18 protein-coding genes, 1 tRNA gene and 4 pseudogenes are annotated in these 20632 nt (G+C 40.0%); 17 read left to right on the forward strand and 6 right to left on the reverse strand.

The features are described from left to right. Positions 1–12 precede the first annotated feature (12 nt). The 4 genes from rapZ to JCM10596_RS01165 all read left to right on the forward strand — a co-directional run bounded on the left by rapZ (position 13) and on the right by JCM10596_RS01165 (position 3143). Complete coding sequence (rapZ, locus tag JCM10596_RS01150) at positions 13–885, forward strand: RNase adapter RapZ (RefSeq protein WP_025025569.1); 873 nt, start codon at positions 13–15, stop codon at positions 883–885. 8 nt (positions 886–893) lie between these two features. Further along, positions 894–1856 carry a gluconeogenesis morphogenetic factor MgfK gene (mgfK, locus tag JCM10596_RS23160; protein WP_199900101.1) on the forward strand — a complete coding sequence of 321 codons (963 nt, stop codon included), beginning with the start codon at positions 894–896 and terminating at the stop codon, positions 1854–1856. A 17-nt stretch (positions 1857–1873) separates the two neighbouring features. Continuing rightward, positions 1874–2800 (forward strand): DNA-binding protein WhiA, encoded by a 927-nt coding sequence (gene whiA, locus JCM10596_RS01160; protein ID WP_025025570.1) that lies wholly within the window; start codon positions 1874–1876, stop codon positions 2798–2800. Positions 2801–2885: 85 nt separating this feature from the next. Beyond that, the gene (locus JCM10596_RS01165; protein WP_025025571.1) at positions 2886–3143 is read left to right on the forward strand and encodes an HPr family phosphocarrier protein; all 258 of its coding nucleotides are present in this window, start codon (positions 2886–2888) and stop codon (positions 3141–3143) included. Positions 3144–3225: 82 nt separating this feature from the next. Here the strand turns inward: JCM10596_RS01165 and clpP are convergent. Beyond that, positions 3226–3818 (reverse strand): annotated as a pseudogene (clpP, locus tag JCM10596_RS23165) (ATP-dependent Clp endopeptidase proteolytic subunit ClpP). A gap of 97 nt (positions 3819–3915) precedes the next feature. Between clpP and JCM10596_RS01175 the strand changes: the two are divergent. After that, positions 3916–5667, forward strand: coding sequence for a phospho-sugar mutase (locus JCM10596_RS01175; protein WP_025025572.1), 1752 nt, complete (start codon positions 3916–3918; stop codon positions 5665–5667). Between the two features lie 83 nt (positions 5668–5750). Here the strand turns inward: JCM10596_RS01175 and JCM10596_RS01180 are convergent, their stop codons facing one another. The 5 genes from JCM10596_RS01180 to JCM10596_RS29890 all read right to left on the reverse strand — a co-directional run bounded on the left by JCM10596_RS01180 (position 5751) and on the right by JCM10596_RS29890 (position 9023). Next, positions 5751–6140 carry a bactofilin family protein gene (locus tag JCM10596_RS01180; RefSeq protein ID WP_025025573.1) on the reverse strand — a complete coding sequence of 130 codons (390 nt, stop codon included), beginning with the start codon at positions 6138–6140 and terminating at the stop codon, positions 5751–5753. Continuing rightward, entirely contained in the window at positions 6115–6582 is a 468-nt protein-coding gene (locus JCM10596_RS01185; RefSeq protein WP_159102291.1) for a M23 family metallopeptidase, read from the reverse strand. Before JCM10596_RS01185 ends, JCM10596_RS01180 begins: the two co-directional genes overlap by 26 nt. Positions 6583–6614: 32 nt before the next feature. After that, positions 6615–7103, reverse strand: a complete 489-nt coding sequence (locus JCM10596_RS01190) for a hypothetical protein (RefSeq protein ID WP_025025575.1) — start codon at positions 7101–7103, stop codon at positions 6615–6617. Positions 7104–7669: 566 nt separating this feature from the next. Continuing rightward, on the reverse strand, positions 7670–8059 hold the full coding sequence (locus tag JCM10596_RS01200) for a bactofilin family protein (protein WP_025025577.1): 390 nt from the start codon (positions 8057–8059) through the stop codon (positions 7670–7672). After that, positions 8031–9023 carry a M23 family metallopeptidase gene (locus JCM10596_RS29890; RefSeq protein ID WP_025025578.1) on the reverse strand — a complete coding sequence of 331 codons (993 nt, stop codon included), beginning with the start codon at positions 9021–9023 and terminating at the stop codon, positions 8031–8033. The genes JCM10596_RS01200 and JCM10596_RS29890 overlap by 29 nt, the downstream gene beginning before the upstream one ends. Positions 9024–9263: 240 nt before the next feature. On the opposite strand from JCM10596_RS29890, the gene JCM10596_RS01210 reads away from it, so the two are divergent. The 12 genes and pseudogenes from JCM10596_RS01210 (at position 9264) to JCM10596_RS01265 (ending at position 20619) form a co-directional block, all read left to right on the forward strand. After that, positions 9264–9342, forward strand: a tRNA-Arg gene (locus JCM10596_RS01210). A gap of 227 nt (positions 9343–9569) precedes the next feature. After that, the gene (locus JCM10596_RS01215; RefSeq protein ID WP_199900102.1) at positions 9570–9941 is read left to right on the forward strand and encodes a D-Ala-D-Ala carboxypeptidase family metallohydrolase; all 372 of its coding nucleotides are present in this window, start codon (positions 9570–9572) and stop codon (positions 9939–9941) included. Positions 9942–10112: 171 nt separating this feature from the next. Next, positions 10113–11480: an RNA polymerase factor sigma-54 gene (rpoN, locus tag JCM10596_RS01220; protein ID WP_025025580.1), complete on the forward strand. Its 1368-nt coding sequence runs from the start codon at positions 10113–10115 to the stop codon at positions 11478–11480. A 136-nt stretch (positions 11481–11616) separates the two neighbouring features. After that, positions 11617–12647: pseudogene (locus JCM10596_RS23175) on the forward strand (sugar-binding transcriptional regulator). Positions 12648–12768: 121 nt separating this feature from the next. Next, a complete protein-coding gene (gap, locus tag JCM10596_RS01230) occupies positions 12769–13776 on the forward strand; it encodes a type I glyceraldehyde-3-phosphate dehydrogenase (protein WP_025025581.1) in 1008 nt (335 codons plus the stop codon). 83 nt (positions 13777–13859) lie between these two features. Further along, positions 13860–15041, forward strand: coding sequence for a phosphoglycerate kinase (locus JCM10596_RS01235; protein ID WP_025025582.1), 1182 nt, complete (start codon positions 13860–13862; stop codon positions 15039–15041). A gap of 30 nt (positions 15042–15071) precedes the next feature. Further along, a pseudogene (gene tpiA / locus JCM10596_RS23180) lies at positions 15072–15826 on the forward strand (triose-phosphate isomerase). 1 nt (position 15827) lies between these two features. Further along, a complete protein-coding gene (gene gpmI, locus JCM10596_RS01245) occupies positions 15828–17366 on the forward strand; it encodes a 2,3-bisphosphoglycerate-independent phosphoglycerate mutase (protein WP_025025583.1) in 1539 nt (512 codons plus the stop codon). Between the two features lie 14 nt (positions 17367–17380). Further along, a pseudogene (gene eno / locus JCM10596_RS23185) lies at positions 17381–18666 on the forward strand (phosphopyruvate hydratase). A gap of 71 nt (positions 18667–18737) precedes the next feature. Further along, complete coding sequence (gene secG, locus JCM10596_RS01255) at positions 18738–18971, forward strand: preprotein translocase subunit SecG (protein WP_025025584.1); 234 nt, start codon at positions 18738–18740, stop codon at positions 18969–18971. A gap of 129 nt (positions 18972–19100) precedes the next feature. Beyond that, the gene (locus JCM10596_RS01260; RefSeq protein ID WP_234410367.1) at positions 19101–19871 is read left to right on the forward strand and encodes an alpha/beta hydrolase; all 771 of its coding nucleotides are present in this window, start codon (positions 19101–19103) and stop codon (positions 19869–19871) included. Next, positions 19846–20619 (forward strand): alpha/beta hydrolase, encoded by a 774-nt coding sequence (locus JCM10596_RS01265; protein WP_025025586.1) that lies wholly within the window; start codon positions 19846–19848, stop codon positions 20617–20619. Before JCM10596_RS01260 ends, JCM10596_RS01265 begins: the two co-directional genes overlap by 26 nt. Positions 20620–20632: the final 13 nt, after the last annotated feature.

Genomic DNA, 20632 nt, shown 5'->3' on the forward strand with positions numbered 1-20632 from the left:
GAGGTTGTTGCAATGGAAAAGAAATCAATACAGTTAGTCATTATCACAGGAATGTCTGGAGCTGGAAAGACAGTAGCTGTTCAGAGTCTAGAAGATTTAGGATATTTTTGTGTAGATAATCTCCCTCCTATATTGATCCCGAAATTCATAGAACTCATGGAACAAACAGGTTCCTCCATGAGCAAAGTGGCGCTTGTCTTAGATTTAAGAGCAAGAGAGTTTTTTGATTCGCTATTTAATGCCATTGATGATCTGGAAAAGAAAGAATTCTTTCATTACCAAATTTTATTCCTTGATGCCAGTGACGAAGCTCTGGTAAAAAGATATAAGGAAACAAGAAGAAGGCATCCCTTGGCTAAAACTGGACTTCCGCTAGAAGGGATTCAGCAGGAGAGGAAACTTCTCGAAGAACTAAAGGGAAGAGCACAGCAAACGCTGGATACCTCTAATTTAAAACCAGCTCAATTACGAGAGAAGATCATTCATCGTTTTACGGATCAAGAGCAAAATAAATTAACGGTAAATGCGATGTCGTTTGGTTTTAAATACGGAATTCCCATTGATGCTGATCTAGTTTTTGATGTTCGGTTCTTACCTAATCCGCACTATATTGCTGAGATGAGACCGAAAACAGGCTTGGAAGAAGAAGTTTCTACATATGTATTAAAATGGACAGAAACACAAACTTTTATCAAAAAACTAGAAGAGATGCTTACCTTTCTATTGCCTCATTATCAAAGAGAAGGAAAAAGTCAGGTTGTCATTGCCATTGGTTGTACGGGTGGAAAACATCGATCTGTCACACTCGCTGAATATATTCATAAAAGATTTGCAGATGAATACACCACTCGCGTCAGTCATCGAGATATTACCAAAGATAAGTGAGGTGGAGTATGCAACAGGGGAAGCGTAAAAAGATTGTGGTTATTGGAGGAGGGACCGGCTTAGCTACCATCCTAAGAGGACTAAAGACTGTCAATATAGAAATCACAGCGATTGTCACTGTAGCCGACGATGGAGGTAGTTCAGGTATTCTTCGAGAAGAGATGAATATGCCGCCTCCTGGTGATGTTCGTAATGTTCTGGTGGCGCTTGCAGACAAAGAACCTCTGCTACAAAGTCTATTCCAACACCGTTTCCGCAATGGGAATGGATTAGCCGGGCATAGTTTGGGTAATCTTTTAATAGCAGGAATGCAGGAAATCACAGGAGATTTTGTGACGGCTGTAAAGGCATTAAGCCGAGTATTAGCGGTCAGAGGAAATGTATTACCTGCGGCGAACTCAAGTATTCGCTTAGTAGCTGAAATGGCAGATGGAAGCATTGTTGTCGGAGAATCCAATATCCCCAAGGTAAATAAAAAAATTCATAAAGTCATGTTAGAACCCGCAGACATTGAAGCGCTTCCAGAGGCGGTTCAAGCCATTGAGGAGGCTGACATGATTTTAGTAGGACCGGGGAGCTTGTATACAAGTATCATCCCTAATTTGTTAGTACAAGAGATTCAACAGGCTCTCAGGGATAGCCAAGCTCAGAAGATTTATGTTTCCAATGTGATGACTCAACCTGGAGAAACAGACGGATATACTGTAAGAGATCATATACAGGCAATCTATGAGCATATTCAATTTCCGCTTTTTCAGAAGGCGATCGTAAATAATGGTGAGATCCCTCTAAATATTTTAAAAAAGTATGAACGCAAAAGTGCTGTTCCAGTTCGATATCATGCTGGAAGCTTAGAGGATTTAGAGATTGAAGTTATAGAAGATCAATTATTCTTGGCGGATGACTATCTTAGGCATGACGCCGGGAAAGTTACACAAATTGTGTTACAATGCATAAATGGAATGGATTGAAAGCGAGGTGACCTTCCATGTCCTTTGCTGCGCAAACCAAGAAAGAATTAACAGGGCTTTTGTTAAAGGACTGCTGCAAGAAGGCAGAGCTTGCCGCTTTGTTGCGAATGAATGGAGCTCTGTCTTTCTCGCAAAAAAGAATGATAGTGGATATTACGACAGAAAATGCAGCGATTGCTCGTAAAATATATAGCTCGGTCAAAGATGTCTACGGCATTACGGCAGAATTATTAGTTCGAAAGAAGATGCGTCTAAAGAAGAACAATGTCTATGTGGTCCGTATCACAAACCAAGTAAAAGAAATACTAGAAGATCTAGATATAGTATCAGAAAATTTTGAGATTAACAGAGCGATCTCCCATGATATCGTCAAGAGATCCTGTTGTAAAAGATCCTACTTACGTGGCTCGTTCTTAGCAGGTGGATCGGTTAACCACCCCGACTCTTCTTCGTATCATTTAGAGATTTTCACGAATTATGAAGAGCATGGCAGAGCCTTGATTGAACTTATCAAACACTTTCATATTCAGGCAAAATTAATCGAGCGAAAGAAGGGCTATGTTCTCTACATCAAAGAAGGAGAGAAAATTACTCAATTTCTGAACATTATCGGAGCTCATCAAGCCCTTTTTCAATTTGAAGATGCTAGAATTATGAAGGATATGAGGAACTCCGTCAATCGGCTGGTTAACTGTGAAACAGCGAATCTAAATAAAACAGTGGTTGCTTCAATGCGACAGCTTGAAAATATAATGTTAATTGAAGAGCGCATGGGACTTGATCAGCTCCCGGAAAAGCTTAGGGAGATTGCTTTGATACGTAAACAGCATCCAGATGTAAATCTAAAAGAACTGGGTGAACTGCTTCCAAGTGGAAAAGTAAGCAAATCAGGAATCAATCACAGATTTCGAAAAATAGACGAAATTGCCGAGAAATTAAGGTAAAATCTATTTTTTGATCTGGTAATCAATGCTATAATAAATAAAAATTCATAATCAATTGGTAGTAATTAGAAGGAGGATGAACGGTATGGTGAGTGAAAAAGTAGTTGTGAAGTTAAAAACAGGCCTACAGGCAAGACCTGCTGCTCTATTTGTTCAAGAAGCAAATCGCTTTTCTGCTGATATATTTGTAGAAAAAGAGGATAAAAAAGTGAATGCAAAAAGCATCATGGGAATTATGAGCTTAGCTATTAGCTCAGGCAAGGAAATTGTCATTATTGCTGACGGAAACGATGCTGAGCAAGCGGTATCAAGCTTGACTGCTTTTGTTTCGAAAGAAGAATAGCACATAAAAAAGAGTGATCATTCACATAATAATCACTCTTTTTTATTTACATTTTTATTTCACTCTTATGGAATATACTGTATTATTTAGTAGTAGGAGTCGTCGTAATAACCTCATCGACCAAACCGTATTCTTTTGCTTCTTGAGCGGTCATGAAATTATCACGATCTGTATCTTTTTCGATTCGCTCTAGTGGTTGCCCTGTACGTTCAGCTAAGATTTTATTCAAGCTATCTCTCATTTGAATAATTCGTTTGGCGTGGATTTGAATATCCGTTGCTTGCCCTTGAGTTCCCCCTAGTGGCTGATGAATCATAACTTCGGCATTAGGCAGAGCAAAGCGTTTTCCTTTCTCACCAGCGGATAAAAGAAAAGCACCCATAGAAGCAGCAAGACCAATACAAATTGTAGATACCTTTGGCTTAATGTGTTGCATGGTATCATAAATAGCCATACCAGCAGTAATGGAGCTCCAGGACTATTAATGTATAGAGAAATATCTTTTTCAGGATCGTCAGCTGCTAAGAATAAAAGCTGTGCAACAACCGCATTCGCTACTTGATCATCAATGGCTGTACCTAAAAAGATGATGCGATCTTTTAATAATCGTGAGTAAATATCATAAGCACGCTCCCCACGGTTGGTTTGCTCAATAACTGTAGGCACTAAATACATCTTCATAACCTCCTTGAAATAAACAACTATTATCATCTTCTTTATCTTACAACAAAAGGTCAAAAAAGGTCAAATATTTTGAAGGGAATGTAAACAAATGAATCATTATATGGAACGCTTTAATCAGTGGATGCAACATCCAGAACTAGATCCAGAAATCAAAGCCGAGCTTGTTCGTATTCAAGAGAATGAGAAAGAAATCGAAGAACGCTTCTATACTCAGCTTTCTTTTGGAACAGGTGGTCTCCGTGGCGAGATCGGAGCAGGAACAAATCGTATGAACCGTTACATCATCCGTAAAGCGACACTAGGACTTTCACAGTATGTACATAAAAAGGAAGATAAAAACCCATCTGATCAAAAAAGTGTGGTAATTGCTTATGATTGTCGCCATAAATCACCTGAATTTGCGGAGGAAGCAGCGTTAACGCTAGCTCACCAAGGAATCAGAGCCTATGTCTATCCAGCTTTGCGTTCTACTCCACAGCTTTCCTTCACTGTCCGAAAATTAAAAGCGGATGCAGGAATCATGATTACAGCCAGTCACAATCCTCCAGAATATAATGGATATAAAGCCTATGGCAATGATGGAGCTCAATTAAACCTAGAGGATGCAGATGAGGTCATTCGTTACGTTAATCAAGTTGAGAATGAATTAGAAGTAAAAATAATGGATAAACAGGCAGCAATAGAACAACAGCTTCTTGTCTATCTTGATAATACATTAGATCAGCAATATATAGATTATGTGTCTTCTCTAGCGATAGAAACAGAGATGATCCGAGAGATGGCGGAGCAATATAAAATCGTCTTTACCCCGTTTCATGGCACAGGATTATTTCCGGTTGAAAAGGTGCTGGATAAGGTTGGATTTAAAAAGGTAAAAATCATGGAAGAGCAGGCTGTTCCAGACCCTAATTTCTCCACTGTGAAATCTCCGAATCCTGAAGAACATGCAGCGTTTGAACTAGCCATTCGTTATGCGAAAGAGCATGGAGCCGATATGATCATGGGAACCGATCCCGATGCCGACCGAATGGGAGTCGTGGTGCAAAATAAAGCAGGTGAATATGTTGTCCTCACAGGAAACCAAACGGGGGCTTTGCTTCTACATTATTTACTTTCAAGGAAGAAAGAAAGAGGGACTCTGCACCCCCAAGATACGATATGCAAAACCATCGTAACTTCAGAAATGGGACGTGTGATTGGAGAAGCATTTGGTGTGCAGACAATCGATACCTTAACAGGCTTTAAATTTATCGGAGAAAAAATTCGCCAGTTCTATGAGAATGGAACGGGAAGATATTTGTTTGGATATGAGGAAAGCTATGGTTATTTAGTGGGGGATGAAGTAAGAGATAAGGATGCGATTCAAGCTGTCTTGCTTTCTGCTGAAATGGGAGCTTATTATAAATCGAAGGGCATGACTCTGCTCGATGCTTTAGAAGAGTTATATCAAGAGCATGGCTACTTTAAAGAAGATACGATCTCCATTACGCTTAAAGGGAAGGAAGGGGTACAGAAAATCGTAGAAGCGATTGATCACCTCCGCTCAAACCCTGTTACGCAGTGCGCTTCTCAATCTGTTGAGATGATTGAGGATTACAAAAAGCAAGAAAGAACAATTTATACAGCAGATGGCACAGTAGAAGGTGTAGAGCAGATCCTCTTACCGCAATCGAATGTCGTCAAGTATTTCTTGAAGAACGGTGCTTGGTTCTGCGTGCGTCCTTCAGGAACGGAACCCAAATTGAAGATTTACATTGGTGTCCGAGGAAGATCTGAACAAGAATCTCTCTTTCAAATGGCAGAGATCAAAGAGGAAATTGCACGAGTCATTCCTCTATAAAAATTGTTAGCACAATAAGACTAGTTGAGGCGTTACATGTCATATTGACATTGTAACGCCTCGCTTCATCATGACGATAAGATTTATTGTTGTAATGGTTCAACGGTAGCAAGGACAGTGGTTTTGGATGGAGCGGCTTGCATGGTGCTTCTGCCATTGAAGATGGCACCTTGCTCAATCTCAATGGAGGCTGCATGAATATCTCCTGTTAAGTGAGAGGTGCTTGCGAGCTGCACTCGCTCTTGAATGAACATATTGCCCTCTACTGTGCCTTCAATGGTTATGCTTTTGGAATGGATATCTCCTTGGATTTCGCCTGTTTTTCCAATAATAATATGTCCTTCCGATTTTACTTCGCCAATAATTTTGCCATCAATACGCAGAGTGCTTTTTGAGCTAAGCACTCCTTCCAATGTAGTTTCAGTTCCGATGATCGTATGTATTTTATCACTTTGTATTTTCTTTCCGAACAAGAAAATTCTCTCCTTTTATATATTGAGTTGGATTCATTACTTTGCCGTCCAAATGAACTTCATAATGAAGATGGACACCTGTACTTCTTCCCGTGCTGCCCATTCTCCCAATAATCTCTCCTTTTGTTACAATATCTCCTTCAGCTACTTCATAGGAGCTAAGATGAGAATAGCTTGTCTTATAGCCATTCCCATGGTTAATAATGATCTGCTTCCCGTAGCCACTATTCACTTTGGCTGAAATCACGGTACCATTTGCTGTAGCATAAACGGGTGCGGCATATTGATCAACAAAATCAATTCCGTTATGCATTCTTTTTTGACCGTGAAAGGGATCTTTTCTCCAGCCGAAGGAAGAGCTGATCCTGCCATTTGAAGGTGGAATGGAAGGAATGAATTGAGATAAGAGCTCTTCTTTTTCGATATGTTCTTTTAAAGCCACTAAATTTTTATGCTGTATTTCTGCTGTGTTTTTCATCCGTTGAAGTTTTTTTTTACCTCTTCAAGCTGTGAAAAGCTATCGATATGCCCTCCTTTTTTTGCTGTATCCTGATTGGAGATCCGAACAGAGGACGTTTTAATAGCCAACTCATCGATTGTTGAGGAATGAAGGCTAGTAGCCTCTCCATTTCGCAGTTCTTTTTCTAAGCCTTGCATTTCCTTCAACCACTCTTGAAGTTCATCTATATCCTGATGCAGGTCGATCATCTGGTCAGTGATCTCATGAAGCTGTGCCTTTAATCGAGAGTTTTCAGACTCGATAAGAGTCAATTCATCAACGTTATGTTGCAGGGAATGATTCATGGACCACAAATAGTAGCAGCTAATCAACACAGAGCTTAGAATAAAGAGGGCAAAAGATATTCCTATGATCGCTGAAAGAAATTGAATCCTATACGATAAGACTTCTCCATTTCGATGAGGAACGAGCTGGAGAGTCCACCATTGACCTTTTTTCTTCAATTGATCCCACTCCTCGAACAAGGGTAATATCTTACATGAATTAATGATCGTTCATAGTTACAGTTTGTATTTTTTAGTTAAATTATTCATAGAGAAATAAATCAATAGGATTTTTGTTTAGAAAAAGGAGAGGGGTGGTGTAATGAGAGGGAAGAGAAAGGTTTCTCATGGTATACTATTACAAAAGATATTGTGTGAAAAAAGGAGAGCTGAAAATTGGAAGAAACGCTTGTTTATTTAATCATGTCTACCATCATAGTCTTCTTAGTGCACACGAATTTGATCCTAGTAAGCTTTGTTTTGAAGTATCGTAACTCGAAGAATTATGAGCGGTTTGGTGGTTTTTTTAAGCCTCATGTTGAACTTTATAGGGGGAGTTTATCTAGGGCGATGCTGCTTCCTGTTCTTGTGTCAGTGGCTTGGTTTTCATTTTTGTTCTTGTTAAATAGGTAAGTGTGAACAGTGTGGGAGCATGAGTAGAACAAGGGGAGGATGTAGCTGCTAGCATACATAATATACATATACACATATACACATAGATACAGATACATCCTGTGCTTAGGTTCTTATTTATCCTTATTTTTGGTTTTGCTAGACTCTGGAGTAGTGTGTTGGGACATAGAGCTTTTTCCGTTAAAAATAGCTCCCTGCTCAATTTCAATAGAGGTTGAACGAATGTCTCCAGTGAGGTTGGAACTACTTACAAGATGAACTCCGTCTGTAACGGTGATATTTCCTTCTACTGTACCTTCAAGGGTCACGCTTGCCGAGTGAATATCTCCCGTGACTTTTCCTGATTTTCCTATCACGATATGTCCTTCGGTTTTCAATTCTCCTTCTACTTCTCCATCAATTCGTATTGAATCCTTCGTGCTTATTTTTCCTTCTATTTTGGTTCCAGGACCTATAATTGTATGTATCTGTACCTTATCGATTGGCTGTTTCTTTCCCAACAAGAGTCTTCTCTCCTTTGACATAGCTAATTGGATTTATGACGTTCCCGTCTTTATGAATTTCGTAATGCAGATGAACACCTGTACTTCTCCCTGTGTTTCCCATCTGACCAATGACATCCCCCTTTGTCACTTGATCTCCTTTTTCTACAGAAAAAGAGGTGAGATGAGAGTAAGTGGTGATATAGCCATTTCCATGATCAATAATAATTTGATTTCCATACCCACTATTTTTTTCAGCCGCGACAACCGTTCCGCTAGCTGTTGCATAGATAGGTGCTTTATGATAATCGACAAAATCGATGCCTTGATGCAGGCGTTTTTTGCCGTGTAAGGGGTCTTTTCTCCAACCAAAAGAAGAACTGATTCTTCCATTAGAAGGGGGGATTGAGGGAATATACAGGGCTAACATCATTTCTTCTTCAAGTTGTTCCTTTAAATCTGCTAGGTTCCTATGTTGCATCTCGCCTGATGATTTCACTTTGTTTATTTTTTCTTTGAGCTGCTCTATGTAATCGAAGGTTTCGTCTATGTTAAATTCTTTTTCAGGGGGATAATGGGCAATGCGTACCAAGGAAGCTTTTTCACCATCATCAATGGTTGGTAGTGGAATGGAGCTTGTATCATCTGGATTTCTCAGTTCTTGCTCCAATAGCTCCACTTCCTTCAGCCAATCCTGGAGTTCACCGACCTCAGTATGCAAATCTGTTAATTGATTGGTCAGTTGATGGATTTTGGATTTTAATTCAACATTCTCTGTTTCAATGTGTTGAAGGGTATCCATATCGTCGAGTAAGGAATCATTTGCTGACCATAGATACACGCACAGACTAAGTATCACTAGTAGCAGGGTAAGGGCAAAAGAAATTCCCATCACAATAGGAAGAAATTGAATCCTATAGGATTGAACTTCTCCTTTACCATGAGGAACCAATTGGACGGTCCACCACTTTCTTTTTTTCTTCATGAAATCCATCTCCTACAAGGTGTATCATTTTCTTTAAAAAATGATGATTGTTTTGGTAGATGTAAATATTGGGACTATGTAAGTTCTAAGAAAAGTTAATTCGCTACATATACTCCAAAATCCTTTTTTTTCGACAGAATTCTTTGGTAATGACATTTCTTAAACTTTTTCCCATTTGAAATTACTGATAAATTGTCGTATAATTAACAATGCACTAAATGAAATAAGATTATTTTTTTTGCACCCGTAGCTCAGCTGGATAGAGCGGTGGTTTCCGGTACCACGTCTGCCGGGGGTTCGAATCCCTTCGGGTGCGCCATATAAATTCAACTTTATATTCAAAGTGTAAACCTTCCTCAAATGAGCCATGTTGAGGAGTTTTTTTATTTACGTTCAACCCTTTTGCCTACAGCAAGGCGAAGGGTTTTTCTTTTGTAAAAAATATTGAAAGTGAAAGGGAACTTTGCGGAATTTGTACAAAAAGTGAACAGGACTCGTCTAACTGAATAAGCTATAAGAAAGGACAAAGGGAGTGCGGAAAAAGCGATGAGAATCAATGATATTCAAATTTCAGCGAACTTTAGGCTATATGAGTTTGAATGTAAGGGAGGGACAAATCTAGTGAAGGTAGATCCCGAATTGGTGGATCGGCTCCAACGATTGCGAACTAAAATAGGAAGACCTATTTATATCACCTCGGGATTTCGAACTGTAGAGCATAATCGAAATATTGGGGGCTCACCTAATTCTCAACATTTACTGGGAAAAGCAGCAGATATTCAGGTTAATGGATTGTCCATCACGGCTTTATTAGCTGAAGTCAGGAGTATTGGGTTTAGAGGAATTGGACTCTATGATTCTCATATTCATGTAGATGTTAGACAAACTCCAGCATTTTGGGATTATCGAACAAAATAAGTGCGTAGGAAGTATTCATAAAATGTAATCGCTTTCGTATATATGTAGGGATCTCTTTTTTTCATAAAAAACAAGAATTAGAATTTTTTACAAATGTGAAAGAATTTCGACAAATAAATGTAGAAATCGTGTACAATGGAGATAGTTGAGAAAAAGTAGGAGGAATCTGAAATGGAAATGGGTTTTGGTTTAATACAACAGCAACAACTAAAACTTGTGATGACACCAGAATTAAGACAGTCTATCACCATTTTACAGTATTCCGCCATCGAATTATCGAACTATTTAAGGGAGCAGGCAAATGAGAACCCTTTGATAGAGATAACAGAACCCGTACAGTTTCAAGTGAAGGAAGAGAGGCATACTCAGAACAAAGCATCAGCATGGGAGGATAAAGAGGGGATCCGATACGGAGATTACTCGACTTCTAAACAAGATTATGTGAATCCCATCGATTATTATGCTGAACGCCGTGTTTCCTTACAACAATATCTACAAGACCAACTTAGATATATGACCTTACGTCCAACTGAACGAAAGCTTCTTTTGTTCTTAATTGGCAATCTAAATGAAATTGGGTATTTAGATGCGGATTTTCAGAGCCTTCCTGCAGACTATCAAGTAAGCTTGGAAGAATTTGAAAATGCTATATACCTTCTTCAACAGCTTGAACCATTTGGAATAGGTGCTCGTAATTTGATAGAATGTTTGCTGATTCAATTAAGGCATAGTGATTGTAAGGATGATCTCTGTGAGTATGTGATCCTACACCATCTTTCAGATTTAGCTGCCAACCGCTTTCAAAAAGTGGCTAGTAAGCTAAAAATCAGTGTGGCGGAAGTTCAAGAGATTGCTGATATGATTAAAGGGTTTGATCCTAAACCGGGAGCTAGATTTTACTCCCAATATGATACTAGGTTTATTGTTCCAGATGTTTTCGTACAGAAGGGGAAGAAGGGGCAGTTTTATATCCAAATGAATGACGGGATTCTTCCTCTCATTCAGATGAATTCGGAGTATCAAGAGCTAATCGAAATGAATCAAGAAGCGAAGGAATTTCTAGATCACCAACTTAACCAGCTTCATTGGCTTAAGAAAAGTATAGATCAAAGAAAACAAACCATTTTAAAAGTGACGGAAATGATTGTCAAGGAACAGAGGCGATTTTTTGAGGGGGATGAAAATATTTTAAAGCCCCTGACTTTAAAAGAGATAGCAAGAAAGCTAGATATTCATGAGTCTACGGTGTCTAGAGCGACGAATCATAAATATGTTCAGACCCCCAAAGGAATATATGAGCTAAAGCACTTCTTTACCAATGGAATTGCCAGTGATAATGGCGAAGCTACCTCGTCACAGTATATTAAGGAACTGATCAAGAGATTGATCGATGAAGAAAATAAGAAGAAGCCTTTGTCGGATCAAAAAATTGTTCAAATTCTAGACGAAAAACAAGGGATTCAAATTGCTCGTAGAACAGTCGCAAAATACAGGGAGGAACTAGGGATTTTGTCCTCTTCCATGCGAAAAAGGTTTTAAAAAAGTTACTTGATTTTTCCTCATTTCATTGATAGAATGATTTATGAAATGAGGTATTTTTTTGGCGTTAGTGGGACATAATAGGTCTATCTGGGACGAAAAGAGTCCATCTAATGAGTTTAGAGGAGTGATCAATCTGAGAAGGCTAATAGAGATACAAAAAAAGGTTCTTCCAGACTTAATGGAGCTCCTCGGGAAAAGATATCGAATTTTACAGATCATTCGCTCGATGGAACCGATTGGTCGGAGGACACTAGCTCAACTTCTGGATATGACAGAACGTGTGGTTCGGTCAGATACCGAATTCTTGAAAGATCAAGGGCTTTTATTCTATTCCACAGCTGGTATGACGCTTACAGAAGAAGGCGTGCAGCTATTGGATAAGATGGATGAGGTTATGCGAGAGGTTTTTGGTTTACAAGAATTGGAGCAGCAGCTAGCAAAGATCCTTCACATTCGCAAGGTGATTATTGTTCCTGGCGACAGCTTCTTTTCTCCATGGATCAAGCAAGATTTGGGACGAGCTACTGTGGAACAAATTAAGAGCTTAGCTGAGGAAAATTGGGTTATCTCCGTAACAGGAGGAACCACCATTGCCAAAGTAGCTGAAGCTATGAACCAAGCTCTAAGCTGAGAACATTACAATATGTCCCAGCAAGAGGCGGATTGGGTGAGGAAGTAGAAAACCAAGCCAATACCATTTGTTCACAGATGGCACAACGCTCTGGAGGAAATTATCGTTTGCTTCATGTTCCAGATGAACTGAGTAAGGAAGCATATGATTCATTGTCCTTGGATCCACAGGTAGTTGACATTTTAAGCCTCATTCGTTCATCAAGTATGATCATTCATGGCATCGGGGAAGCTAAAACCATGGCTGAAAGAAGAAAAGCCAGTCCCCAAGTGATTAAATTACTTCAAGAAAAGAAAGCTGTTTCTGAAGCCTTTGGATACTATTTTAACCAAGATGGTGAAATTATTCATAAGGTGAGGACTATTGGGCTCCGCTTAGAGGATGCTCACAAGGCGAAGCACATTCTGGCAGTTGCTGGAGGAAGTGATAAGGCAATGGCGATCCTATCCTTCATTAAACACGGAGTTCATGATGTGTTGATCACGGATGAAGGTGCTGCACGAGCGATGCTACAAGAGGTAAAAGAATCGTGAAGTGAAGGAAAGAAAAGTGGAGCGAAAACTAAAGAAATAAGTATCGGTTTTTAATAAGCGGGTCTAACTGGCTAGCTTATCAAAATAAATAAAATGGTTAGATGAGAGGGAGGAAATCATCATGGCAACAAAAATTGGTATTAATGGTTTTGGGAGAATTGGACGTAACGTATTTAGAGCAGCTTTAAACAATCCTAATGTAGAGGTAGTGGCTGTTAATGACTTAACAGATGCAAAGATGCTAGCTCACTTATTAAAATATGACAGTGTTCATGGACGTTTGGATGCTCAAGTTGAAGCAACTGAAAATGCGATTATTGTGAATGGAAAAGAGATCAAAGTTCTTGCACAGCGCGATCCAGCTCAGCTTCCATGGGGCGAATTAGGAGTAGAAGTAGTAGTAGAAAGTACAGGATTTTTTACAGATAAATCAAATGCTGAGAAGCACATTCAAGCAGGAGCAAAAAAGGTCATCATCTCTGCTCCAGCATCTAATGAAGATATTACGATCGTTATGGGTGTTAACGAAGGCAATTACGATCCAGCGAACCATCATGTCCTTTCTAATGCTTCATGTACGACAAACTGCTTAGCACCATATGCTAAAGTTCTTCATGAACAATTTGGAATTCGTCGTGGTTTAATGACAACTGTTCACTCTTATACAAATGACCAACAAATCCTTGATTTACCTCATAAGGATTACCGTAGAGCACGTGCAGCAGCAGAGAACATTATTCCTACAACAACAGGAGCTGCGAAAGCTGTATCTCTAGTTCTTCCAGAATTAAAAGGAAAATTAAATGGATTTGCGATGCGTGTTCCTACAGCTAACGTTTCTGTCGTTGACTTGGTAGTAGAGCTTGAAAAGGATGCAACTGTTGAAGAAATCAACCAAGCACTTAAAACCGCTGCAGAAGGCCCATTAAAAGGTATTCTAGCTTATATCGATGAGCCATTAGTATCTTCAGACTACAATGGAGATCCTCATTCTTCTTCCATTGATGCTCTTTCTACAATGGCAATCGAAGGAAACATGGTTAAAGTCGTATCTTGGTATGACAATGAGTGGGGTTATTCTAATCGAGTTGTAGATTTAGTTGAATATATTGCCAGCAAAGGTTTATAATCTGTTTAGCAAAAAAAGATAAGGGGAGAATGGCTATATTCTCCTCTTTCCAATTGAATCATACCTATTTAGGGGGCGAAATGATGCAAAAGAAGACTGTGAAAGATATTGATCTTAAAGGAAAAAGAGTGTTTTGTCGCGTTGATTTTAATGTTCCTATGGATGGAACAACGATAACGGATGATACGAGAATTCGTGCTGCCTTACCTACGATTACATATCTAGTGGAACAAGGAGCAAAAGTCATCTTAGCGAGTCATTTAGGACGTCCAAAAGGGGAAGTCAAAGAAGCTCTACGTCTTGATCCTGTTGCACAAGCCCTTTCTGAAAAACTAGGTAAGAACGTTGCGAAGCTAAATGAAGCATATGGAGCTGCGGTAGAAGAGCATATTGCTTCTATGCAGGAAGGGGATATTGTCCTTCTAGAGAACGTTCGCTTCTATCCTGGTGAAGAAAAAAATGATCCTGAATTAGCGAAAGCATTCGCACAGCTTGCAGATGTATACGTCAATGACGCATTTGGTGCAGCTCACCGTGCTCATGCTTCCACGGAAGGAATTGCTCATCATCTTCCTGCTGTAGCTGGTTTCTTAATGGGGAAAGAGTTAGAGATTCTAGGGAAGGCTTTAGAAACTCCGGAGCGTCCTTTCACAGCTATTATTGGAGGAGCGAAGGTAAAGGATAAAATTGGTGTAATTGAGAATCTACTAAATAAAGTAGATAACTTAATTATTGTAGGAGGTCTTTCCTATACCTTTATCAAGGCGCAGGGACATTCTGTCGGTAATTCTCTTTTAGAAGAGGATAAGATTGAATTAGCGAAAAGCTTTATAGCTCAAGCCAAGGAAAAAGGTGTGAACTTAATGCTTCCAGTGGATGCTGTAGTGGCAGATGAGTTCTCAAAAACAGCTACAACTCAAGTTGTTTCAGTTGAAGATATTCCTGAGGGGTGGGAAGGCTTAGACTGCGGTCCGCAATCCATTGATCTATTCCGTCAAACTATCGTTGACTCCAAATTGGTGATCTGGAATGGACCTGCGGGAGTTTTTGAATTCGATCTATTTGCTCAAGGGACAAACTCTATTGCTAAAGCTTTAGCAGATTGTGATGGAACAACTATTATTGGTGGTGGTGATTCAGCTGCGGCTGTTGAAAAAGCAGGGCTAGCTGAAAATATGTCCCATATCTCTACAGGTGGAGGAGCTTCCCTTGAATTTATGGAAGGAAAAGAGCTTCCAGGTGTAACAGCATTAAACGATAAATAAAAAAGTGAAATCATGGATGGGGGAGTAACGATGCGTAAACCAATTATTGCAGGAAACTGGAAAATGCACATGACCATTGAGGAAGCAAAAACATTTGTAGCCTCTATTGAAAATACCTTACCAAGTGCAGACCAAGTCGATGCTGTCTTATGCGTTCCTTTTACTCATTTACAAGCACTAGTAGAACAAACAAAAGGAAAAGCAGTTGCTATAGGCGCTCAAAATGTTCATTTCGAGGAACAGGGAGCTTATACTGGTGAAGTAAGTCCAGGGATGCTTTCTTCTATTGGTGTGGAATATGTGATTATTGGTCACTCTGAGCGTAGACAGTATTTCAACGAAACGGATGAAACGGTCAATCTAAAAGCACATGCTGCCTTCAAGCATCAGTTAACACCAATTATTTGTGTAGGTGAATACCTAGAAGAGCGTGAAGCAGGACAGACCAAAGCGGTTGTCAAAACGCAGGTTGAGAAGGCCTATGTCAACCTTACAGATGAGCAAGCGGTACAATCTGTCATCGCTTATGAGCCAATCTGGGCGATCGGGACAGGAAAATCATCTTCAGCGGCGGATGCTAATGAAGTGAATGCGTATATTCGTTCTGTGATCAAAGACCTCTATAACGAGGAAGTAGCAAATCAAATTAGAATTCAATATGGCGGTAGTGTCAAGCCAGAAAATATTAAGAAATACATGGCTCAACCAGATATCGATGGAGCCTTGTGGGAGGAGCTAGCTTAAAGCCTGATTCATTCCTTCAATTATTGGAAGGGCGTGCGTAAAATGAACCGTGCAAAACCAGTAGCTCTGATCATCCTAGACGGATTTGCTTTACGCGAGGAAACACACGGTAACGCTGTAGCTCAAGCAAAAAAGCCTAACTTTGACCGCCTGTGGTCAGAGTTTCCTCATACTTCTCTTGTTGCTTGTGGAGAAGCAGTGGGACTTCCAGAAGGACAGATGGGAAATTCTGAGGTAGGACACTTAAACATCGGAGCAGGTCGTGTGGTTTATCAGGATCTGACTCGGGTGAATAAAGAGATTCGAGAAGGGGACTTCTTCGAAAATCAAGTGATGATTGAAGCGATGCGTCATGCGAAAGCGAAGAAGAAAGCTCTGCATCTCTATGGGCTTCTTTCAGATGGAGGGGTTCATAGCCATATTAATCATTTGTTTGCTCTATTAGCGTTAGCAAAAAGAGAGCAGGTAGAAGATGTCTATATCCATGCCTTCCTAGATGGACGTGATGTGGCTCCAGACAGTGCCAAAGGATATATCGAGCAATTAATGAAAAAAATGTCTGAATTAGGCATTGGGAAGCTGGCGACCATTCAAGGAAGATACTACTCGATGGACCGGGATAAGCGCTGGGACCGAGTGGAAAAAGCATATAAAGCCATGGTGTATGGGGAAGGTCCTAAATACCAAGACCCGATTCAAGCGATTGTTGATTCCTATAATCAAAGTATCTATGATGAGTTTGTCTTACCGACAGTGATGGTTGATGAACAAAACCAGCCTGTGGGCCTTATTTCATCAGAAGATGCTGTTATCTTTTATAATTTTAGACCGGATCGAGCGATTCAAATTTCTCAAGTCTTTACCAATGAAGATTTTAGAGGCTTTGATCGTGGTCATTCTGTACCGTCTGATTTATACTATGTATGTCTGACTCATTTTAGTGAAACGGTGCAGGGATATGTGGCGTACAAGCCTACCAATTTGGACAATACGTTAGGGGAAGTCTTAACACAACATCAATTAACTCAGCTGCGCATTGCTGAAACAGAAAAATACCCTCATGTGACCTTCTTTTTCAGTGGAGGGAGAGAAGCAACATTCGAAGGAGAAACTAGGCTCTTAATTGATTCTCCTAAGGTTCCAACGTATGATCTGAAGCCGGAAATGAGTGCGTATGAGGTAACCGATGCGTTATTGCAGGAAATCGAAGCAGAGAAACATGATGTGATTATCCTTAACTTTGCCAACCCTGATATGGTAGGTCATTCAGGGATGCTTGAACCCACAATTAAAGCAGTGGAAACCGTTGACGAATGCTTAGGCAAGATCGTTGATGCTATTTTAGCGAAGGGCGGGGTTGCTCTTATTACGGCGGATCATGGAAATGCTGATCTTGTCCTAGATGAGAATGAGAAACCATTTACAGCTCATACCACCAACCCAGTTCCATTTATTCTGACAAAAGCAGGATTAGAATTGCGTGAGGATGGAATCTTAGCTGATATTGCCCCCACTATGCTTGATCTATTAAAGGTTCAAAAACCAGAAGAAATGACAGGTAATTCATTATTTAAAAAATAAGGAGATGAAACAAAATGACAATTATTTCAGACGTATATGCTCGCCAAGTATTAGATTCCCGTGGTAATCCAACAGTAGAAGTAGAAATTTATCTTGAATCAGGAGTAATGGGACGCGCGATCGTTCCTTCTGGAGCATCTACAGGTGCTCATGAAGCAGTAGAGCTTCGTGATGGAGATAAAGAAGTTTACTTAGGAAAAGGCGTTCTTAAAGCTGTTGAAAATGTAAATGAAGTGATCGCTCCAGAATTAATCGGCTTTGATGCTCGCGACCAAGTGGGGATTGACCAATTATTAATCGAGTTAGATGGAACACCAAACAAGTCCAAATTAGGTGCAAATGCGATTCTAGGTGTTTCAATGGCAGTAGCTAGAGCGGCTAGTGAAGAGCTAGGTGTAGAGCTTTATGAATACCTTGGCGGATTTAATGCGAAAACATTACCAGTTCCAATGATGAACATCTTAAATGGTGGAGAGCATGCTGATAACAACGTCGATATTCAAGAGTTCATGGTTATGCCAGTAGGAGCAGAAAGCTTCACGGAAGCGGTTCGTATGGGAGCAGAAATCTTCCACAGCCTGAAGTCTGTACTAAAAGAAAAAGGCCTAAACACAGCGTAGGTGACGAAGGTGGATTCGCACCAAACCTTTCCTCCAATGAAGAGGCAATTACAACGATCATCTCAGCTATTGAAAAAGCCGGCTACAAGCCAGGGGAGCAAGTATTCATTGCTTTAGATGTAGCGGCAACTGAGCTATATCAAGATGGTAAATATGAGTTTAAAGGAGAAGGCGTTACTCGTACAACTGACGAAATGATTGCTTTCTACCAAGAGCTAGCAAGCAAATATCCGATCATCTCCATTGAAGACGGACTATCTGAAGACGATTGGGAAGGCTGGAACAAGCTAACGAAAGCGATCGGTGACAAAGTTCAGCTAGTAGGTGACGATTTATTTGTAACAAATACAGAGCGTTTAGGACGCGGTATCGCAGAAGGTACAGGAAACTCCATCTTAATTAAAGTGAACCAAATTGGTACTTTAACAGAAACCTTTGATGCGATTGAAATGGCAAAACGTGCTGGCTATACAGCGGTTATTTCACACAGATCTGGTGAGTCTGAAGATACAACCATTGCAGATATTGCTGTAGCAACGAATGCAGGTCAAATCAAAACAGGTGCTCCTTCAAGAACAGATCGTGTGGCAAAATACAATCAATTACTAAGAATTGAAGACAAATTATCCTTTGTTGGACTATATGGTGGCAGAGAATCTTTCTACAACTTGAAGAAATAATTTGAAAACCTGTCCATAATGTGATATTTTTAAAATATTGCATACTCACTTGTAGGAGGTGGGAAGGTATTATGGCTCTAGTTGTAAAAGTATTGTTAATTCTAGTTTCTCTAGCTCTCATTGCAGTCGTCTTGCTACAATCAGGACGCAGTGCAGGACTATCCGGGGCAATTAGTGGTGGCGCAGAACAAATCGTGGGAAAACAAAAAGCCCGCGGAGTTGATGCTTTACTTGGAAAGCTCACCGTTATTTTTGCCGTTGTGTTTATTCTACTTGCAATAGCTGTGGCTTATTTTGTAGGTTAGATCGAACATGCTAGTTAAATATGCATAGAATATAAACAGTAGGAGTTGCAGATATCTTTGCAACCCTGCTGTTTTTTTCGTCCTATATAATAAATGATGGAAATCGGGTATCATAGGAGATAGAAGGAATTGGAGGGTGATAACATGATTGGTTGCCTATTGATTCATGGGTTTACTGGAAGTCCAGAGGAACTTAGACCCTTAGCAGAATATCTTCATGAACATACAGACTGGCAGATCCATACCCCAACATTACCAGGGCATGGTGAGGGTGAAAGCATGAGCACGAGCACGTGGGAGCTATGGTTAGAGTTTATAGAGAAGGAATATCTTCTTTTACAGGATAGATGTACTGAAATTTATGTCATTGGCTTTTCTATGGGAGGCATGATTGCTGCTTATTTAGCTTCTAAATATTCGGTTAGTAAGCTTGTCTTACTAAGTGCAGCCGTCTTTTGTCTCCACCCGAAAATGATGATTCAGGAAGTGAAGGAAGCCTTCATGGAACCACTGAAAGGGCAGAACAGCTCTTCAACAATGGAAAGATATAAATATAAGATCAAACAGACACCACTAAGAGCGGTATATCATTTTAGACGCTTAGTCTGGCATGTGAAGCCAAGGCTTCGCCATATTACCAGCCCTGTTCTTATTGTACAGGGAGAGAAGGATATGCTGGTTCAACCAAGAAGTGCTACCTATATTTATCAACATGTGCATTCGAGGATCAAGGAGCTTTTTTATCTTGGAGAATCTAAGCATATTGTTTGTCATGATTGTGAGCAGGAACAGCTTTTTGAGAAGGTGGAAGACTTTTTGTTTGATGATGTATCAGGTCCTGTTCATTCATTATCTGTTATGGGAGATGAGAAAGATGAAAATCAGCATAAGGTCCCCTGAACCTTTTTTATTTGAAGCAGCCGATAAACAAATAGGTATCTTATTGATTCATGGTTTTACTGGAACAACTGCAGAGCTAAGACCCTTAGGTGAATATCTGCATAGTGAGGGGTATACGGTCCACGCTCCGCTGTTGAAAGGGCACGGTGTGACGCCTGAAGAGATGAGATGTACCTCATGGGTCGATTGGTATACAAGTGCCGAGGAAGGCTATAGGAGGCTGAGAGAAGTAGGCTGTCAGGAAATTATTGCGATCGGTCTTTCCATGGGAGGGCTTCTCACCTTAAAGCTGGCTCAATTTCATGAGCTGTTGGGAATGGCGACCCTATGTGCTCCGATAAAGGTCAGAGATAAGCGGATGGGAATGGTGCGCTATGCTCAGTACTTCAAACAGTATTTAAAAAGACGAGGACAGAAGGCAGAGCATATCGAAAAAGAGCTATACATTTATGATAGAACTCCTCTCGCTTGTGTAGCCAGCTTAGACCAATTGATGAAGAATGTCAGCCATGTTCTCCCTCACTTAAACCAACCCATCTTGATTGTGCAATCAGAAAAGGATGAAACCGTTGATCCGTGCAGTGGAAATTTATTATGTGAACAAATAGGAAGTAAAGACAAAGAACTGATTATATTTAAAGAATCAAGCCACATTATTACGTTAGATAAGGAAAGAGAAACACTATTTTCAAACATTGCTTATTTTATTCGAAAATTGGTTAAGAATAAGATACACATAGAAACATGAAAGGAGAGTGATA

Origin of the sequence: Caldalkalibacillus mannanilyticus JCM 10596 (genome assembly GCF_000615945.1) — a bacterium.
GTDB lineage: Bacteria > Bacillota > Bacilli > Caldalkalibacillales > JCM-10596 > Bacillus_AT > Bacillus_AT mannanilyticus.